Source organism: Solirubrobacter phytolaccae (assembly GCF_027587195.1).
GTDB classification, from domain to species: Bacteria; Actinomycetota; Thermoleophilia; order Solirubrobacterales; family Solirubrobacteraceae; genus Solirubrobacter; species Solirubrobacter phytolaccae.
The window spans coordinates 1-17,736 of record NZ_JAPDDP010000043.1 but is presented as its reverse complement, the minus strand read 5'-3'; the positions used below and the strand labels follow the sequence as shown (position 1 = coordinate 17,736).

15 protein-coding genes are annotated in these 17,736 nt (G+C 72.2%); 7 read left to right on the top strand and 8 right to left on the bottom strand.

Annotation, left to right across the window (positions count from 1 at the left end; genetic code table 11):
- Nucleotides 1-3 precede the first annotated feature (3 nt).
- From OJ997_RS21460 to OJ997_RS21450, 3 genes are all read right to left on the bottom strand, one after another.
- Nucleotides 4-1,062, bottom strand: coding sequence for an HD-GYP domain-containing protein (locus OJ997_RS21460; RefSeq protein WP_270027284.1), 1,059 nt, complete (start codon nt 1,060-1,062; stop codon nt 4-6).
- 105 nt (nt 1,063-1,167) lie between these two features.
- Nucleotides 1,168-1,761: a DUF1707 SHOCT-like domain-containing protein gene (locus OJ997_RS21455; RefSeq protein ID WP_270027283.1), complete on the bottom strand. Its 594-nt coding sequence runs from the start codon at nt 1,759-1,761 to the stop codon at nt 1,168-1,170.
- 16 nt (nt 1,762-1,777) lie between these two features.
- Nucleotides 1,778-2,332, bottom strand: coding sequence for a metal-dependent hydrolase (locus OJ997_RS21450; protein WP_270027281.1), 555 nt, complete (start codon nt 2,330-2,332; stop codon nt 1,778-1,780).
- A gap of 55 nt (nt 2,333-2,387) precedes the next feature.
- Here OJ997_RS21450 and OJ997_RS21445 point away from each other — a divergent pair, with 55 nt between their 5' ends.
- Entirely contained in the window at nt 2,388-2,732 is a 345-nt protein-coding gene (locus OJ997_RS21445) for a hypothetical protein (RefSeq protein ID WP_270027280.1), read from the top strand.
- On the opposite strand, the gene OJ997_RS21440 is transcribed toward OJ997_RS21445, so the two are convergent.
- Both OJ997_RS21440 and OJ997_RS21435 read right to left on the bottom strand, forming a co-directional pair.
- A complete protein-coding gene (locus OJ997_RS21440; protein WP_270027279.1) occupies nt 2,710-3,948 on the bottom strand; it encodes a branched-chain amino acid ABC transporter substrate-binding protein in 1,239 nt (412 codons plus the stop codon). The genes OJ997_RS21445 and OJ997_RS21440 overlap by 23 nt on opposite strands.
- A gap of 138 nt (nt 3,949-4,086) precedes the next feature.
- A complete protein-coding gene (locus OJ997_RS21435) occupies nt 4,087-5,835 on the bottom strand; it encodes a putative bifunctional diguanylate cyclase/phosphodiesterase (RefSeq protein ID WP_270027278.1) in 1,749 nt (582 codons plus the stop codon).
- A gap of 242 nt (nt 5,836-6,077) precedes the next feature.
- On the opposite strand from OJ997_RS21435, the gene OJ997_RS21430 reads away from it, so the two are divergent.
- On the top strand, nt 6,078-7,013 hold the full coding sequence (locus tag OJ997_RS21430) for an acyl-CoA desaturase (protein WP_270027277.1): 936 nt from the start codon (nt 6,078-6,080) through the stop codon (nt 7,011-7,013).
- On the opposite strand, the gene OJ997_RS21425 is transcribed toward OJ997_RS21430, so the two are convergent.
- Together OJ997_RS21425 and OJ997_RS21420 are read right to left on the bottom strand one after the other, a co-directional pair.
- A complete protein-coding gene (locus OJ997_RS21425; protein WP_270027276.1) occupies nt 7,010-7,276 on the bottom strand; it encodes a hypothetical protein in 267 nt (88 codons plus the stop codon). The genes OJ997_RS21430 and OJ997_RS21425 overlap by 4 nt on opposite strands.
- 8 nt (nt 7,277-7,284) lie before the next feature.
- A complete protein-coding gene (locus tag OJ997_RS21420) occupies nt 7,285-8,676 on the bottom strand; it encodes a PP2C family protein-serine/threonine phosphatase (protein WP_270027275.1) in 1,392 nt (463 codons plus the stop codon).
- 178 nt (nt 8,677-8,854) lie between these two features.
- Between OJ997_RS21420 and OJ997_RS21415 the strand changes: the two genes are divergently transcribed.
- From OJ997_RS21415 to OJ997_RS21400, 4 genes are read left to right on the top strand one after another with little or no spacing between them, the layout of a single operon-like run.
- Nucleotides 8,855-9,658: a mechanosensitive ion channel family protein gene (locus tag OJ997_RS21415; RefSeq protein WP_270027274.1), complete on the top strand. Its 804-nt coding sequence runs from the start codon at nt 8,855-8,857 to the stop codon at nt 9,656-9,658.
- A gap of 2 nt (nt 9,659-9,660) precedes the next feature.
- A complete protein-coding gene (locus OJ997_RS21410) occupies nt 9,661-10,266 on the top strand; it encodes a hypothetical protein (RefSeq protein WP_270027273.1) in 606 nt (201 codons plus the stop codon).
- Nucleotides 10,267-10,289: 23 nt separating this feature from the next.
- The gene (locus OJ997_RS21405; protein ID WP_270027272.1) at nt 10,290-11,069 is read left to right on the top strand and encodes a DUF2382 domain-containing protein; all 780 of its coding nucleotides are present in this window, start codon (nt 10,290-10,292) and stop codon (nt 11,067-11,069) included.
- 42 nt (nt 11,070-11,111) lie between these two features.
- Nucleotides 11,112-12,005 carry a YihY/virulence factor BrkB family protein gene (locus OJ997_RS21400; RefSeq protein WP_270027271.1) on the top strand — a complete coding sequence of 298 codons (894 nt, stop codon included), beginning with the start codon at nt 11,112-11,114 and terminating at the stop codon, nt 12,003-12,005.
- A 24-nt stretch (nt 12,006-12,029) separates the two neighbouring features.
- Here the strand turns inward: OJ997_RS21400 and OJ997_RS21395 are convergent, their stop codons facing one another.
- Nucleotides 12,030-15,461 (bottom strand): glycosyl hydrolase, encoded by a 3,432-nt coding sequence (locus OJ997_RS21395; protein WP_270027270.1) that lies wholly within the window; start codon nt 15,459-15,461, stop codon nt 12,030-12,032.
- A 16-nt stretch (nt 15,462-15,477) separates the two neighbouring features.
- On the opposite strand from OJ997_RS21395, the gene OJ997_RS21390 reads away from it, so the two are divergent.
- Nucleotides 15,478-17,736 (top strand): AAA family ATPase (locus OJ997_RS21390; protein WP_270027269.1); only part of this gene is annotated, 2,259 nt, incomplete at its 3' end.

Below are 17,736 nucleotides of genomic sequence, written 5' to 3'. Positions count from 1 at the left end.
CGCTTACGGGCGCAGGCGCAGGAACGCGTCGACCACGGCCGGGTCGAAGTGGCGGCCGCGCAGGCGGACGATCTCGTCGCGGGCCTGCTCGTGGGTCCACGCGTCCTTGTAGGGGCGCGGCGAGGTCAGGGCGTCGTAGACGTCGGCGAGTGCGACGATCCGCCCCGCGTCGGGGATGTCCGCGCCGCGCAGGCCGTGCGGGTAGCCGCTGCCGTCCCACCACTCGTGGTGGGTGCGGGCGATCTCGCGGCCCATCTGGAGCACGTCGGAGTGCGTGCCGGAGAGGATCGAGGCGCCGGCCTCGGCGTGCTCCTTGACCTGGTCGAACTCCTCGTCGGTGAGCTTGCCGGCCTTCAGCAGCACGGCGTCCGCGACGGCGAGCTTGCCGATGTCGTGCAGGGGCGCGGCGAGCCGCAGCAGCTCCACGCGCTCGGCGGTCCAGCCGAGCTCCGTGGCCAGCTGGGCGGCGAGGCCGGCGACGCGCTCGGTGTGCTCGTGGGTCGCGCCGTCGCGGTACTCGGCGGCGCGGGCCAGGCACTGCAGGGTCTCGGTGCGCGCGGCGTCGAGCTGGTCATAGACCTGGACGTTCTCGATCGCGACCGCGGTGGAGTCGGCGAGCGCCTGCAGCAGATCGAGCTCGTGGTCGCTCGGCTGGCGCTGGTGGGCCCAGTAGTTGCCGATCGCGCCGACCGGTTCGAGCGTGCGGATCGGGACCATCGCCAGGCTCTTGACGAACGTCGGCCGATACGCGGCGTGCGGGATCCGGTCGTCGACGTAGATGTCCTCGATCGCCACCGACCGGCGGTTGTTCATCGCCCAGCCGGAGATGCACTGGCCGAGCGGGAACCGCTGGCCTTTCCACAACGGTTCGATCGCGTCCTCGTCCGCGTAGAAGCACTTGTCGCCGTCGCGGAGCACGAACGTCGCGCCGTCGGCACCCGTGAGCCGGCGTGCGCCGCTGCGCACGATCGACTGGATCTCTGCGAGCGAGCGGGCCAACGAGAGCCGCTGAACAAGACCGATGAGCTCGAGGCTCGGGTCCGGCGTGGTCGTCTGCTGCATGCGGGGCGCAGTATCGGCAGCGCCGCACCGGAACTTGAGCGGGCGCGCCGAGAATGGTCGGCGCGCTGACGAAACGAAAGGGTTCGAGCCATCCCGCGAAAGGTTCTATGCAGCAAGCCGCTTCAAGCCCTGGCGCACGTCGCGGGGTGCGACGCCCCACACGTGGGTCTCGGTGTGGGCGTCGTGGACGGCCAGCTCGATCCAGACGACGTCGCCGCGGTCGTTCTGCAGCATCGTCTTGTCCTCGCCGCGGTGCACCATCACGAACCCGACCTCCGTGAACAGCGGGACGACGTGAGCGTGGATCAACCGGCCGGCATCGCGCGGATCGGCCGGCGTGTGCCAGAGCACGGAGAACATCTGCCAGCCCGGCAGCCACGGGCGCAGGTCGGGCCACGGCTTGACCCACGGCGGAGGCGCGGGCGCGCGATATCTGGGGAACGGCTCGTGGCGCTTGCGCTCGGGCGCCTGTGCCTCGGGCTGGGCCGGGGCGGGCCGCGGAACGGCTGAGGGAGGCGGAGGGGGCGGCTTCGGCAGATCGTCGACCAGCACCGCGAGCTCGCTGCGCGTCACCGCGCCGTAAGCCGCCGCGCAGCGCTCGTCGAGCTCCTCGATCGTGATCCGTCCGTGGGCTGCCGCGTCGCGCAGCAGGTCGACGGCACGCTCACGCTCATTGTCCGACGCGCGCGTGCGATCCATGCACGGATCACGATAGTCAGCCGGTCAGCAGCAACGTCGCCGCGACCGCGCCGGCGGTGAGGACGGCGGCGACGGCAAGCTCGCGCAGGCTGCCCGTCGGGATCCGGGCGGAGCGGGGGAGGAGGTGGTGGCGGTGGCGCGAGAGCGGCGCGAGCAGCGGGACGCCGCTCGGCGTGCACGCGTCCGCGGCGACGTGCGCGAGGTAGCCGATCCCGACTCCGGCGGCCGCCGCGCTCGCCACCGACGGGACGAGCAGCGAGGCGAGCGCGAACGCCGCCGCCGCGCCGGCCGCCACCGCGAGCAGCGAATGCGTGAGCCCGCGATGGCCGAGCAGGATGAGCGCGCGCAGCGGCAGCCGCGCGAACCAGCCGAGGATGCGCAGCGGCCACGCGCGGCGCTCGAAGCGGCGCGTGCGGTAGATGCGGCTCCCCGCGCGGTCGGCGTCGGGGAGCAAAGAGCCAAGCCACGCGCCGGCCACGAGCACGGCCGCGTCCGCGGTGCTCGCCTCGAGCGCCGCGGCGGCGACGACGGCGAGGCCGACGCCGGCGATCTGGTGGGTGGTCGCGCGCACGGGGCGATGGACCCTACGCGCGACGTCGGCCGGATTCCGGCAAGCTGCCGGGCGCATGGCCGGCCTGATCGAGTTCTCGCGCGACGTCATCTGGTACAGCACCGATGGCCCGTACCGCGACGTCCTGCGCGGCGCGCAGGCCTACCTCGATGATGATCCGGACGCGCTCGACGACGCGTTGGGCACCGGCGAGCTGTTGCTCGACGCGATCGATACAGACCTGGTGCTGCACCTGCTGCGCGCGCTGGACCGCTCCGTCGTGCGGCTCATGGCCGAGCTGATCAACTCCGCGCCGACTCAGGAGCGCGACGATCAGCTCGACCACTATGCCGAGTTGCGTTCGATGATCCGCGCGGAGACCGCGCTGCGCGAAGCGGCTAGCCCTGAGCCGCCGCCTTGATCGTCTGGTCGAACTTGAGCTCGCCGTCCTCGACGCCGTAGACGCCGTAGTCGGTGAGCGTGGTGTCACCGTTCTCGTCGATCGAGTAGGTGCCGAGCACCGACGAGCGCTCCTTGGTCGCGAACAGCGCCTTCGTGATGTCGGGCCGCTCGCCGGTCTCCGAGCGCTCGATCGCGTCGAGCGCCAGCTTCATCGCCTCGTAGCCGTAGATCGCGTACGGGTCCGGGTTGTCGACCCCGTACTTGGTCGTGAAGTCCTTGAAGAACGCCTGGCCCTCGGGCGGGTACTGGTCCGGCGAGAGCGTGGCGATCGTGACCTTGACCTGCGCGTTGAGCTCGGCCGGGATGCCGCCGTCCTTCTCGGACACGAAGCCCGTCTCGGCGACGCCGTCCGGCCCGTAGAGCTTGGCGTCCGGGCCCAGCGCCGACGCGAAGTCCTTGAACTGCTGGACCGCGTTGTTGGCCGTGATCCCGGAGTACAGGAAGCAGTCCGCGCCGTCCTTCTTGGCCTTCTGCGCCAGCGAGCGGTAGTTGGACGCGTTCTTGTCGATCGCGTCATTGGCCGTGAGCGTCAGGCCCTGCTCCTTCGCGGACAGCTCGACCACGCGCGCGAGGCCGGCGCCGTAGACCTCCTTGTCGTTGGTCATCGCGACCTTGGTGCAGCCCTCGGTCTTCATCAGCGTCACGAGCGCCGCCGCCTGGATCGTGTCCTTCGGGACGATGCGGGTATAGGTCCGCTCGCCCGTCGGGTAGTACTTGTCCGGCTCGCCGGGCTCGGAGCCCGGGTCGTCGGTGGTCAGGCCCACGTACGTGTTCGCGGGCGAGATCATCGGGATCTGCGCCTCGTTGAGGATCGGGATCGACACCTTCGCCGCGCCCGAGTTCAACGTGCCGATGTAGAGCGCGGTCGAGTCGTCCTGCGAGGCCTTGAGCGCGTTGCCGGACTCGGCCTCCGGCGTCCACGAGCCCGCCTGCGCCGTCGAGTCGTCCAGCGACTCGTACTTGATCGTGTGCGGGCCGGCCTTGCCGCCCACCTGCTCGAGCGCCAGCTTGGCGCCGTTCACGAGCGCCTCGCTCTGCACCCGCGACGCGCCCTGCAGCGGTACCGACGAGTAGATCGTCAGGCTCTTGCCCGCGGCCTCCCCGCCGCCGGCCGGCGTGGCTTCGCCACCCCCGTTGTCGTCCTCGCCGCACGCCGCGACGCCGAACGCGAGCACCAGACAGCCTGTGGCTGCCCACCCCACTGATCGCATAGATCAGTCCTCCAGATGATTGTCATGGAGCGCGTCCTGGCCCGCGCGACTTCCCTCCGTCCCGAATGCTAAGGGCTTTTCGGCCGGCGCGCGAGCCTCTTTTCAGCGGGTCGCGCCGGGCCGGAAGCTCGCGCGCTCGTCGAGGGCGGTCGCCGTGAGCGGGCGGGCGAGGTGATAGCCCTGCGCGAGGTCGCAGCCGAGCTGCGCGACGCACTCGAGCTGCGCGGCGGTCTCGACGCCTTCGGCGACGGTGCTCAGGCCGAGCTTGGTGGCCATCGTCGTGATCGCCTCGACGAGCGCCTCCGCGCGCGGATCGCCGTCGAGGGCCGCCACGAACGAGCGGTCGAGCTTGATCGTGTCGAACGGGAAGCTCGTGAGGTAGCCGAGCGCGGAGTAGCCGGTGCCGAAGTCGTCGAGCGCGATCCGGGCGCCGAGGTCACGCAGCCGGTGCATCGCGCGGGCGTAGCCGGAGCGGTCGTCGAGCAGGACGCGCTCGGTGATCTCGAGGGTGAGCGCGCCGCCGGGCAGCCCGTTGTCCTCCAGCGCCTCGCGCACGACGCCGGGCAGGCCGGCGGTGCGCAGCTGGGTGGGGGCGAGGTTGACCGCGACGGTCAGCTCACGCGTCGCCGGGTTCGCGCGCCAGCGGGCGAGGTCGCGGGCGGCCTGGGCGATCGTCCACTCGCCGATCGCCACGATCGCGCCGGAGCGCTCGGCGGCGGGGACGAAGTCGTCGGGGGCGATCCGGCCCAGGTCCGGGTGCGTCCAGCGCAGCAGCGCCTCGAGGCTGGCGAGCTCGCCGGTGCGGATGTCGAACAGCGGCTGGTAGGCGAGGTGGAACTCGCCGCGCTCGTGGGCGCCGGCCAGCGCGTGGTGGACCCGCAGCCGCGCCGCGGCGCGCCCGCGCCGCTCGGGGTCGGGAGCGCCGGTCGCGGTGAGGGCTCCGGCCTTGCGGCGGATGAGCGCCTCGAGCGCGGCGTCGATCAGCTGCTCGGCGGGGATGGGCGTGTCGGCGAGCGCGACGCCGACCGTCGCGCGGATCAGGATCGCGTCCCCGCCGGCCGCGATCGGGACGCTGGTGAGCTCGTGGTGCACGCGCTCTGCAAGCCGGGCGCCGTCGGCATCGTCGTCCAGGCCTTCGCACAGCAGCAGGAACTCGTCGCCGCCGACACGGCACACGGCGCCCTCGCCGCGCAGCCCGGCGGCCAGGCGCTGGGCGACGGCGACCAGCACGGCGTCGCCGGTGTCGTGCCCGAACGCGTCGTTGACGAGCCGGAAGCCGTCGAGCCCCACGGCCAGCATCGCGCCCGTGACGTGCGTGCGCGCGGTCTCGGCCAGCGCGTTCCGCGTGAGCTCGGCGAACAGCGACCGGCTGGGCAGGCCGGTCAGGGCGTCGCGTCCCTCGCGGGCGCGGTCGGCGTGGCGGGTCTGCAGCATGTCGACCGCGACGGCCGCGAGGTCGCCCAGCACCTCCAGGTCGGCGGACGACCAGGCCCGCGGGGTGCTGTCGCTCGCGCACAGCGCGCCGACCGTGTGCCCGTCGCGCAGCGTCAGCGGCAGCCCGGCGTACGCGTTGGGCTTGGCCGCCCGGATCGCGGCGAGCGGCGAGCGGCGGCTGTCCTCGACGATCAGCGGCGCACCGGACTCGACCACGTGGGCGCACAGATGGCTCGAGTACGTCGGCTCGGCGGTGTCGACGGTCACGAGCCGCGACACGAGCTGCACCGGAACGCCGAGCAGGTTCCCGGCCAGCCGGGTCAACCGCGTCAAGGCCATGCCGTCGACCGTCGCCTGGGGGGACGGCAGCCGGTCGAGGTCGTGCTCGATTGCGGCGTGCTCGGCGCGGATGAGCACGCCGCCGGGAGAAGGCCTCAGACGAGGCTCCGATCTATAGGCCTGGAAGTGGCGAATCGCGGGGTCGCGCCAACCCCGCGCGGGTGTTCCTACCCGCGCCCTGCACGAGTAACCGTCGCCGGAGGATCGCTGACCCGGCATGAGGTCTAGACTCGACGGTGGAGGGCATCGCGCGACGACGTCGCCAGACTGCGCCGTCTGACTTCCGAAGAACCGTAGATTCTCGTTCTCGGAGGTGCCGGATGTCCGGCGTAACCATCAGCCCGCCCCGCGACGACGTCGAGCCCGTCAAGCACGAGACGGTCGACCGGATCGTCACCGGGAGCGCCACGGTGCTGCCGTTCGTGGCGCTGGGCGTCGCCGTCTGGCAGTCGTGGGGCAGCATGCTCAGCGTCCTCGACGTCGTGCTGTTCGTCGTGTTCTACGTCGCCACGGCGCTCGGCGTCACCGTCGGGTACCACCGCCACCTCACGCACCGCAGCTTCAAGACCAAGCGCTGGGTCCGGGTGACGCTCTCCGTGTGCGGGTCCGGCGCCGTCGAAGGTCCCGTGATCTCGTGGGTCGCCGACCACCGCAAGCACCACGCCTTCAGCGACCAGGAGGGCGACCCGCACAGCCCGCACGTCGGCCACGGCGGCGGCTGGCGCGGCACGCTCGCCGGCCTGGTGCACGCGCACATGGGCTGGCTGTTCGTGCACGACCAGCGCGGCAAGCGCTCGCGCTACGCGCCCGACCTGCTCGCCGATCCCGCGCTGCGCTTCGTCGACCGCACGTTCCTGCTGTGGGTGATCCTGGGCTTCGCGCTGCCGTTCGCGCTCGGCTTCGCGCTCGGCGGGACGCTCGCCGCCGGCCTGAGCGGGCTGCTGTGGGGCGGCGCGGTGCGGATGGCGGTGCTGCACCACGTCACGTTCTCGATCAACTCGCTCTGCCACACGTTCGGGCGCCGCCGGTTCGCCACCAGCGACGAGTCGCGCAACCTCGCCTGGCTCGCGCTGCCGTCGATGGGGGAGGCGTGGCACAACAACCACCACGCGTTCCCGACCTCCGCCGCGCACGGGCTGCGCGTCTGGGAGGTCGACCCGTCGGCGCTGCTGATCCGCGCACTCGAGGCCACGGGCCTCGCGTGGGACGTGCAGCGGATCTCGCGCGAGCGCCAGGAGCAGCGGTACGGGAGCTAGGGGTGGCCGAGCCGCCGGGCGGTCTTGAGCCGCTCGTCGGCCTGGGCGGACGCCCGCTCGAGCTCCTCCAGGCGCCCCACGCTCGTGGCGTGCGGGCCGTGCATACGGGCGCGGTAGAGGCCGAGCCGGTCGCGGTGGTAACGCGCCTGAGCTTCGAGGTCGCCGAAGTCGGCGGGTGCCGCGGGGACGGGCCGCGGCTTCGCGGCGGCCGGGACCGGCGTGGCCACCGGCACGGGCGGCCGGCGGCGCCAGGGGAAGCGCATGCGCCGCATCACCTGCGGCTCGTGGGGGCAAGGACCACGATCGTCGCGTCGTCCTCGAGGCGGTCGGCCGAGGCGGCCGTGATCGCGTCCTCGAGCGCGCGGACGGTCTCCGCCGGCGCGGCGTCGGCGACGCCGCGGATGGCCGCGCGCACGCCGTCGGTGCCGAACGTGCCGCCGTCGCGGGTGCGCCGGTCGAGCACGCCGTCGGAGACGAGCAGCAGCCGCTCGCCGGGAGCGAGGCGGCGGCGTGACACCGCGAACGAGCGCTTGGCCGGGCCTAGCCCGAGGCTCTCGTAGGTCTCGCTCTCCATCGCGCGCAGCTCGCCCCGCTCGGTGATGAGCAACGGCCGCTGCTCGCCGCACGTGATCCAGGTGAACGCGCTCGACGGCGCGTGCCAGCGAGCGATCGTGGCGTTCACGAACGCGCCCTCGATGGCGACCTCGCGGATGGTCTCGTGGATGGCGAGCACGGCGGCCTCCAGGTCGCCGGTGACCTTGCGCTTGGCCCGGAACGCGCCGAGCGCCACGGCGCCGAGGGCGGCCGCGGTCGTGCCCGAGCCCATGCTGTCGGCCACGCCGAGCCAGGCGCCGTCGCGGTTCTCGACGTAGTCGAACCAGTCGCCGCCGATCTCGTAGCCGGGAAGCACGTTGCCGACGACCAGCGCGCCCGTGATGCGCGCGATCCGGGGCGGCAGCAGGTTCTGCTGGACCTCCGCGGCCGGGCTGGTCTCTTTGCGCCGACGCGCGATGTCGAACACGTCCGTGTAGTCGTCGGCCAGCGCCAGCGACGCCGCGGCCTGGCGCGCGAGCGCGACGAGCGCGTGCTCGGGCGCGTCGACGGCGAGCAGGATCCCGAGCGTCCGGCCGCGCAGGGACAGCGGGGCCAGCACGCTGCCCGGCAGCTCGTCCGCGATCCGCCGGCGCAGCGCCAGCAACCCTTCGCGTGGGAGCTCCGGACCGACCGCGAGTGGCAGGCCGAGCGTCTCCGGGAACTCCTCCGAGCCCGCCAGCCGCAGCAGGTGCGTGCCTTCGAGGTCGATCAGGTACAGGGCGACGGACGTGACGCCCGCGAGCCGCTGGGCCTCCGAGACGATCTGGTCGCCGAGCAAGTGTGGCGGGACCTTGTTGAGGACCTCGGTGACGTCGAGCGGGGTGGGGCCGCCGGCGAGCTCCCCAGGCGGGCGCAGCGCGTCGGTCTGGTTGGCGTCGGCGCTCTCGGCCGCGCGGCGGCGTGCCGTGTCGACCAGCTCCGCGCGGGACCCGAAGCGGCGGTAGACCGTGGCGCGCGAGACCCCCGCGGCGGCCGCGATCTCCTCCAGGCTGGCCTCGGGCTCGGTCCGCAGCAGCGTGATCGTGCTCTGCAGGACCCGCTCCGCGTTGTTGGCGGCATCGGTGCGCATCTCCTCAGCATTCTCTCCCGGGAGAGCTGCGACTAAACGTGACGCGTTGTTGCAGATGCTGCTTCTGGTGTCAGATTTGCCGCAGGCGCTGTTTCACTTGCGACGGCAAAGGAGAAAGTTCGAGAGCAGCGTTCGCCCCGGCGTGCTGCACCTCGCACTTCTTCCAGAGAGGGACTTCATGTCCACGCTCACCGCTGCCGTTCAGGTCAGCGACTCGATCCAGCAGGGCCTCGACAGCCTCGTCGGCTTTCTGCCGCGGCTGCTCGGCTTCCTGCTGATCCTCGGCATCGGCTTCATCGTCGCCCGCGTCGTCAAGGGCCTTCTGACCAAGGTCCTGGACAGCGTCGGCCTCGACCGCGCCCTGCACAACGGTTCAACCGGGCAGTACGTGAACAAGGTCGCACCTGACCTGAAGCCGAGCCGCGTGATCGCCGCGATCGCGTTCTGGTTCATCTTCCTCGGCGTCATCTCGATCGCGGTATCGCAGCTCGGGATCGGCGCGTTGACGGACTTCGTCGCCACGATCGCGGCGTACCTGCCGAACGTCGTCGCCGCGATCCTGATCTTCGTCGTGGCCGGCGTCATCGCCGCGGCCGTCGGCGGGCTCGTCGCCCGCACGATGGGCGACACGCCCACCGGCAAGGTCGTCGGGTCGGTCGTCCCCGTGCTGGTCATGGCGATCGCCACGTTCATGATCCTCAACCAGCTCGAGATCGCGTCGGAGATCGTCACGATCACCTACGCCGCGCTCATCGGCGGCGTCTTCCTCGCGATGGCGCTCGCGTTCGGCCTCGGCGGCCGCGAGGTTGCCGGCCGCATGCTCGCCGACGCCTACGACAAGGGCCAGGAGCAGCGCGGCCAGGTCAAGCACGACATGCGCGTGGGCAAGGAGCGCGCCCAGGACGACGCGAGCCGCGTCAAGGACGAAGCCGCTCGTCGCGCCGACGGCAACGGCCCCGCGGCCGTCGCGCCGGCGGTCTGACCATGGCTTCGATCGACACCCGCAAGGGCGCCGTCGCCGAGAGCGACACGCCCAACGCCCGGCCGACGCGCAAGAACGTCGTCCAGCAGCAGCGTGAGGAGTTCGGCGGCTTCTCGTGGGGCGCGGACTGCTTCGGCTGGCTCGTCGCGGTCGGCTTCGCCACGTTGCTGCTCGCCCTGGTCGCGGCGACCGGCGCGGCCGTCGGCCTCACGTCGGCGGACACCGCCGACGCGTCCGACAACGCGACCACGATCGGGATCGTCGGTGGCGTGCTGCTGCTCGTGATCCTGCTGGCCGCGTACTACTGCGGCGGCTATGTCGCCGGCCGCATGGCCCGTTTCAACGGCCCGCGCCAGGGACTCGGCGTGTGGCTCATCGGTCTTGTCGTCACGGTCGCGCTGGCGGTCGCCGGCGCGCTCTTCGGCGCCGAGTACAACGTGCTCTCGGACCTCAACCTCCCGCGCATCCCCGTAGGCGAGGGCTCCCTGACCACCGCCGGTTTGATCGCGCTCGCCGCGGTCCTGCTGGGCACGTTGCTGGCCGCGTTCGCCGGCGGCAAGGCCGGCACCCATTTCCATCGCAAGGTCGACAAGGTCGGCCTGGCGTGACCCACAACACAGAGGAGGCCACCATGGCCACCACCACCCAGGACATCCTCAGCTGGCGCGGCCAGGATCTGCTCGACTCGAGCGGCGACAAGATCGGCAAGATCGAGGAGATCTACCTCGACACCGACAGCGACGCGCCCGAGTGGGCCCTCGTGACCACCGGCATGTTCGGCACCAAGCAGTCCTTCGTCCCGATCCAGGACGCCACGGCCAACGAGAACGGCGTCAGCGTCCCGTTCGAGAAGGCCACCGTCAAGGATGCCCCGAAGGTCGATCCCGACGGCGCGCTCTCCTCGCAGGAGGAGGACGCGCTCTACCGCCACTACGGTCGCGGCGGCAACGACGGCGATGCGGGCGTGAGCACCTCCGGCAGCGGACGCTCGACGACGACCGACGAGCGCGGCGGCCCGGGCCAGGACACGAGCGGCCCGAACACCGACGAGGCGATGACCCGCTCCGAGGAGGAGCTGCGCGTCGGCACCACCGAGCGCGAAGCCGGCAAGGTGCGCCTGAAGAAGTACGTGGTCGAGGAAGAGGTCACGAAGACCGTCCCCGTCCGTCGCGAAGAGGTCCGCCTCGAGCGCGAGCCGATCACCGACGCCAACCGCGGCGACGCCAACGCCGGCCCGGCCATCTCCGAGGAGGAGCACGAGGTCGTGCTCCACGAGGAGGAGGTCGTCGTCGACAAGCAGGCCGTCGCCAAGGAGCGCGTGCGCCTCGACAAGGACGTCACGACGGAGGAGAAGACCGTGTCCGACACGGTCCGCTCCGAGCGCGTCGACGTGGACGACTCCCGCAAGTAGAACATCGATGCGGCGGGCCGTCTAGGCTCGCCGCACTCGCATATGCGCATCTGGTCCATCACCAAGCGGACGCTCAAGTCGTTCTACGACGACCAGATGACGCATCACGCGGCAGCGTTGACGTACTACTCGCTGATGTCGCTGTTCCCGGCGCTGCTGCTGGCGCTGTCGCTGCTCGGCCTGGTCGGGCAGTACCCGGCGACCTACGACGCGATCCTCGGCTACCTGCGCGACGTCGTGCCGTCCTCGCTGCTGCAGCCGCTCGACAGCTCGCTGCGCCAGGCGCTGCAGGCCAAGGGCACCGCCGTCACGACGCTCGTGGTGAGCGCCGTGCTCGCCCTGTACGGCACCACCGGGGTGCTCGAAGCCGCGCGCCGCGCGTTGAACGTCGTCTTCGACGTCTCCAACGGCCGCAGCTTCCTGCGTCGCAAGACCGTCGACGTGCTCTCGACCGTCGTGCTGATGGCGCTGATCCTCGTCAGCCTGGTGCTCGTCTTCGTCGGCGGCGGCTTCGCTCAGGACCTGCTCGGGTTCGCGGGGTTCGGCGAGGACGTCGCCCGCGTCTGGAACATCGCGCGCTGGCCGGGCGCCGCGCTGGTCGCGACCCTCGTGTTCTCGTTCCTGTACTACGTCACGCCGGACGTGCAGCACCGCTCGTTCCGCTGGGTCACGCCCGGTGCCGCGATCGCCGTGCTGCTGTGGGTGCTGGCGTCCTACGGCTTCTCGCTCTACATCACGCGGGTCGCGAACGCGGGCGCGATCTACGGCGCCTTCGCCGGCGCGATCGTGCTCGTGTTCTGGCTCTGGCTGACGAACGTCGCGCTGCTGTTCGGCGCCGAGATCAACGCCGAGGTCGAGCGCGAGAAGGAGCTGGGCGAGGGCGTCCCGCCGCCCGAGACGCTCAACCGGCCCGAGCGCGTCGGCAGCCGCGGCTGACCGCGACTGCCGACGGCTGCGTGCTTACGGGGTCGTGGTGGACAGCGTGAACGTGACCGTCCTGCTGTAGCTGCCCGTTCGCAGCGGATCGGTGCGCTTCACCAGCTGCTTGAACGTGATGCCCACCTCCTCGTTGGACACGGGCGCGGTCCACGTGGTCTTGGCGAGCTCCACGCGCAGCGGCTCCGGGAGCGTGAACGCGCCATTGGTGAGGTGGCCGGGATCGGAGACGCTCAGCGTCGCGTCGCCCGCGGTGGAGATGACGGTGGCGCTGGTGGTCGCCGTGTACTCCTTCTCGACGCCCGGCGTGAACGTGCCGAACGTCGCCGGGCCCTTCAGCGAGAGCGCGAGCGTGGCCGGGACGGTGCCGCCCACGGTGCCGGGGACGTCCGTGCGCGAGTAGACGGCGGCCTCACCGTACGGGGTGAGCGTGACCGGCCCGACCAGCCCGGAGTTCTGCGTGTGGCCGCGGTTGGCCGACGCCGGGAACAGCTGCGCGAGCCGGTTGTTGAGCGTGGTCGCGACGCGGACGACCAGCGTGTTCGCGCCCGCCTTCAGCGCCGGGCCGATGTCCGCGGTCGCGCTGATCTGGTCGACCGCGACCTCGGTGCCGTTGACCGTGACCTTGATCGTGTCCACGGCTTGGCCGAGGCTGAGGATCGCGCTCGGCACGGCGGCCGGCAGGTTCACGGTCGTGGTGTAGGTGCCGACGCCGGACGCGCTGGTGAGCTGCGGGATGTCCGGCCACGCCTTCAGCCCGTTCAGCGTCACGTTCACGACGTCCTTCGTGACCGCCGAGCCGGCCTGGCCCGTGGTGCCGAGCGGGTTCGCCGGCTTCCAGTCCTCCGCGGCGAGCTGCCAGGTGGCGCCCGTGAGGTCGATCGCGGCGGGCACGGCGCCGATCGTGCCGGTGCCGGTGCGACCGTCGGACAGCGTCGCGGTGTAGGTGCCGGGCTTGGTGTCGCGAACGACGAGGCTGCCGCCGACGACCGCGGCGTCCTTCGCGCTGGTGTCGACGATGTGCAGCGAGGGCGCGGCCCCGAAGCGGCCGGCCTGGCGGGTGAGGGCGATCACGGTCGACTCGTCGCGCGCGAGCTTCACGCGCACGGTGACGGTTCCGGTGCCCGTGGTGTACTGCGCGATCGGCGTGATCTCGCCCGAGTCGGTGTCCAGCAGGTAGGGCGTGCCCGTGCCCTTCAGGGTCACGCTCTGGTCGAACGCGGCGCCGGACCCGACGCAGCGGTTGACGACGGTCGTGAGCACGCGGCAGGTCGCCGGGTCCTCGAACACGTTGTTGCGCGAGGTCGCCGTGTCGATCACGTCGGCGCCCTGGTTGTAGAGGAAGTAGTAGTCCGTGGCGGTGCTGTCGTCGGCGCGGTGGACGCTGACGAGGTTGGACGCCTGCGCGGCTTGCGCGTCCGGGCGGACGCCGAGCTGCGCCAGCTTGGCGGGCACGGCCGCCTCGTTCGCCACCTGCGAGACGGTCGGCTGGGCGAGCAGCTCGGTGATGATCGCGCGCAGGGCCGCGTCCGAGCCGACCTTGCCCTCGACCCGGTCGGGCGCCTTGCCGACGATCACGACCTTCAGCCCGTCCTTCGCGAGGGCGAAAATGCGCTGGGCGGTGGCGATCGGCATCGACGTCTTCACCGGATGGCTCGGCGTGTTGATCTCGCTGTTGATCAGGAGCGCGCCGTAGGAGGGACCGTCGGGCGCGAGGATGCCATCGCGGACCTTCGCCTCCGGGGTGGAGAGCAGCCGCGGGTTCAGGTAGTCCCACGTGTAGCCCGCGCGCTCGAGGCCCGTGTCGTCCCACTGCTTGTTGCCGTAGTAGGAGCCGTCGGTGTTGACGTTGGTGAGGTTCGGATACTCGAACGAGTGCAGGTAGACGGCGACGTCCATGTCCGCCTTGCCCTGCGTGAGCACCTGCTGGTTGCGGGCCATCCACGTGTTGACGGCGGGCGCGTCCGCGGTCCAGTTCGGGTTGCGCGGACCCCAGCTGCCGGAGAAGCTCGTCGGGCCGAAGTTCGAGTAGCCCGGGTACGTGCTCGTGGTCGCGTAGTCGGTGGGGTAGATGTGGTAGACGAGCTTGGTGATGCCGGCGGCGAACTCCTTGTTCATCCGCACCTGCACGTCCTGCAGCGTCTCGAGGTAGTTGCCGCCGCTGACCGCGCAGCACTCGGTGCTGTACCAGGGGTTGCCGTTCCAGTGGTTGGCGGACGCGAACGGCCGGTAGATGTCGATCTGGTCGGCGCCGGAGAGCGACTCGAACTCGGGCCGCTGCTGGTGGTAGGCGACGTCGATCTGGTCCTGGTAGGGCGGCTCCGCGCCGCCGACCACGGGGTCCTCGTTCTGGAGTCTGAGCGCGAGCCCGTTGCTCGCCGCCCAGTCCTGGAAGCGGGTGATCCGGTTCTCGATGAAGAGGTCGTTGCGCACCTGGTAGAAGTCGGTGCGGATGCGCTCGTCCGTCTTGTCGGCGTAGCTGAAGTCGGTGTAGAAGAGCGCGGCGAGGTCGGGCTTGAGGGCGTAGCCGGCGCGGGTCTGGAAGTCCGCTTCGATATTCGAGCTCCAGAGGTCGGTCGCGGTGCCCCACGGGTCGGTCACGTGCGAGTCGACGAACAGGTCGGAGCGGTTCTGCTTGAGGAGCTGTTTGAGCTCCGGCGTCCACAGCGCCTCGTAGCCGGCGATGAGGGCGTCGGTGCCCTCCTTGCTCAGCACCTCGGGGGCGACCTGCAGCGCGGCGGCGCGGAAGGTGACGATCAGCCACTGGCCGCCGGCGGGGGCGGTCCACGTCAGGCTGCCCGCGGTCGTGCCCTTGAAGAAGCCGTCCGTGTTGGTGCCGGTGAGCTGGGAGGTGAGGTCGATCTGGCTGGTGCGGTCGAGCTCACGCGCGCCGGTCGTCGGGCACGGGGTGGCGGTGCAGCGGAAGGCCTGGACGGCGACGATCGTGCCGGTGCCGGGCAACGCGCCCGTGAACGTCTCACCGCCGTTGACCGTGGTCCGGCTGTTGTTGAGCGTCTTGCGCGTGTAGTCGTTGGTGTTGACCCAGCTGCCGGTCGCGGGCGCGCCGCCGGCGTACTTGACCCCGACCGTGATGCCGAGCGCGTTCGCCTTCTTGAGGATCGCGGTGAGCTGCTCGTTGGTGGGGTTGCCGCCCTGGCCGATCTCGACGCCGCGGATGCCGGCGGCGTGCAGCTGCTCGAGCTCGGCCTCCAGCTGCGGGATCGTCACCGCGGCGGGCGGCCAGTTCCAGCGCACCCACGGGTGATCGGTGGCCGGTGGCGTCTTGAACGTGTCGCTCGTGAGCGCCGTGACGGGGTTCAGGCCCCGCCAGTAGTTGACCTGGGCGGTCGCGTCGTCCGCGGCCTGGCTCGGCAGTACGCTGAAGGCGGCCACACCGCCCGTCACCAGCACCAACGCGGCCGTCAGCGTGACGCGCCGGCGTGTGTTGCCTCTCATGCTCTCCTCCTAGTGCGTGTACCACTCCTCCGGTGCACGGTTCGACCACAACCGACCGCACCAGACCACGAGAGCGTGCCAACGCACGCGCTGCGTTCGCTACCGGGGTTGCCCTCGACCTGACGCGCTTCGTCTGCGGGTCGGCGGCGGCTCGTCTACGGGCGCGTTGACAACCCGTGCCCGTTCCGGCGAGGGTGTAGGTCTGACTCGCGCACGAACCACCGGGAACGACCTCGCACCGTTCGTCGGCCGCCGGCGCGACCTGGACGTGCTCGCCGACGAGTGGGCCGTCGCGCGCGAGGGTTCACCGCGTGCCGTGCTGGTCGAGGGGGAGCCCGGGATCGGCAAGACGGCGCTCGTCGAGCGCTTCCTGGCGTCGGTCGACGTGGCCGTGCTCCGTGCCAGCGGGGACGAGTCCGAGACCGGCGTGGCGCTCGGGGTCGCCGATCAGCTGCTGCGGCACGCGGGGCGGAGGACCGACGCCGGCGGGCACGTCGAGGCCGGCTCGCTGCTGCTCGACGTGCTCGGGACGCTGCAGCCGGCGGTGGTGGTCGTCGACGACACGCAGTGGGCGGACGCGGAGTCGTTGCGCGCCCTGCTGTTCACCGTGCGCCGGCTCGTCCACGACGCCGTGCTCGTGGTGCTGGTCGTGCGCGCCGGCGAGACGGCGCGGCTGCCGGACGGGCTCCGCAAGACCGCGCGCGGCGTGCTGCTCGAGCCGCTGACCGCCGACGACGTGGGCGAGCTCGCGCACGGCACCGGCGTGGTCCTGTCGGCGCGCGGCGCCCGGCGGCTCCGTGAGCACAGCGCGGGCAACCCGCTCCACGCGCGGGCGCTGCTGCGCGAGGTTCCGCCCGGCGCCTGGGGCGACCCCTACACGACGTTGCCCGCCCCGCACTCGTTCGCGGAGGTGGTCACCGCGCAGCTGCGCTCGTTGCCAGAGGGCGCGCGCGGCCTGGTCGAGGCCGCGGCCGTGCTCGGCTTGCGGGCGCCTCTGGGTCTCGTCGCGCGCGTGGCCGCGGTGGACGCGCCGTTCGACGCGCTCGACGTGCCCGTGGCCGAGCACCTGCTCGAGCTGGGCGGCGAGGCCGAGGTCCGCTTCGTGCACCCGCTGATCCGCGCCGCCGTCTACCAGGACCTCGCCCCGGGCCGGCGCGCGCGACTGCACACCGCGGCGGCCGCGGCGATCGGCGACGAAGAGGGCGCGCTGCGCCACCGCGTGGCCGCCGAGCCGGGCCCGGACGAGCCGCTCGCCGCCGACCTGGAATCGTACGCCGCGCGCTGCGGCGCCGCCCGCCAGTGGCGCCCCGCCGTCTGGGCCCTGGAGGCGGCGGCGAAGCTGAGCGCGAACCGCGCGTCGCGCGAACACCGCGTGCTCGGCGCGATCGAAGCGGCGATGTACGCCGGCGACAGCCCGCGCGCCCGCGCCCTCGCGACCACGACGGACGGCTTCGCACCAGGCCCGGCGCTCGACAACGCGCTGGCCTACGTCGCACTCGGCACGGGCCACGGCGAAGAGGCGGAGCGCCGCCTGCGCCGCGCCTGGTCGGCGCTGACGGGCGAAGAGGGCGCTGACCGCGTGCTCGCGGCGCGGGTCGCCGAGCGGACCGCGTTCCTCGCCGTGCTGCGGCTGCGGGCGCAGGACGCGATCGACTGGGCCGAGCGGGCGATCGCGCTCGAGGCGTCGCCCGGACCCGCGGCCGGCTGGCTCATGCTCGGGCTGTACTGGAGTGGGCGGCGCGACGAGGCGCGCGCGCTCGCCGCGCGGAGCGAGGGGGTGCTCGTCTCGCACCGTGCGACGATCCTGCTCGCGGACGACGAGCCCCAGGCGGCGCAGGCGACGGTGGGCGGCCCGGCCGGCGGGTCGCTCGTGGTGGCGGCCCGCTTGCACGCGACGCGCTCGAGGGCCGCGCTCGCCGCCGGGAGCTGGGACGACGCCGCGGTGCTCGCCGCCCGCGCGCACGCGTTCGCGCTCGAGTCCGACGAGCTCGCCGCACAGGCGCCCGCGTACCTCGCGGCCGTGAGCGTCGCGGCCCTGCGCGGCGACTTCGACGCCGCGGACCGCCTGTCCGTCCCCGAGGCCGTCTTCGAGAACCACGTCGCCGACGTCCAGCTCGGTCGCGCGGAGCTCGCCGCCGCCCGCGGCGCGCACGAGGACGTCGTCGAGGCCCTCGCGCAGCTGCCGCACGCGGGCGCAGCCGGCGATCGCCGTGGGCGAACGGCGTCCGGCCCGAGCCCTTCAGGTGGAGGTCACGCCGGTGCCCGGACGCGTCGA

Excerpts from the sequence above, each read along its gene's own strand:
- OJ997_RS21460 (WP_270027284.1), bottom strand. The coding sequence starts at position 1,062 with ATGCAGCAGACGACCACGCCGGACCCGAGCCTCGAGCTCATCGGTCTT.
- OJ997_RS21455 (WP_270027283.1), bottom strand. The coding sequence starts at position 1,761 with ATGGATCGCACGCGCGCGTCGGACAATGAGCGTGAGCGTGCCGTCGAC.
- OJ997_RS21445 (WP_270027280.1), top strand. The coding sequence starts at position 2,388 with ATGGCCGGCCTGATCGAGTTCTCGCGCGACGTCATCTGGTACAGCACC.
- OJ997_RS21430 (WP_270027277.1), top strand. The coding sequence starts at position 6,078 with ATGTCCGGCGTAACCATCAGCCCGCCCCGCGACGACGTCGAGCCCGTC.
- OJ997_RS21425 (WP_270027276.1), bottom strand. The coding sequence starts at position 7,276 with ATGCGCTTCCCCTGGCGCCGCCGGCCGCCCGTGCCGGTGGCCACGCCG.
- OJ997_RS21420 (WP_270027275.1), bottom strand. The coding sequence starts at position 8,676 with ATGCGCACCGATGCCGCCAACAACGCGGAGCGGGTCCTGCAGAGCACG.
- OJ997_RS21415 (WP_270027274.1), top strand. The coding sequence starts at position 8,855 with ATGTCCACGCTCACCGCTGCCGTTCAGGTCAGCGACTCGATCCAGCAG.
- OJ997_RS21410 (WP_270027273.1), top strand. The coding sequence starts at position 9,661 with ATGGCTTCGATCGACACCCGCAAGGGCGCCGTCGCCGAGAGCGACACG.
- OJ997_RS21405 (WP_270027272.1), top strand. The coding sequence starts at position 10,290 with ATGGCCACCACCACCCAGGACATCCTCAGCTGGCGCGGCCAGGATCTG.
- OJ997_RS21400 (WP_270027271.1), top strand. The coding sequence starts at position 11,112 with ATGCGCATCTGGTCCATCACCAAGCGGACGCTCAAGTCGTTCTACGAC.
- OJ997_RS21395 (WP_270027270.1), bottom strand. The coding sequence starts at position 15,461 with ATGAGAGGCAACACACGCCGGCGCGTCACGCTGACGGCCGCGTTGGTG.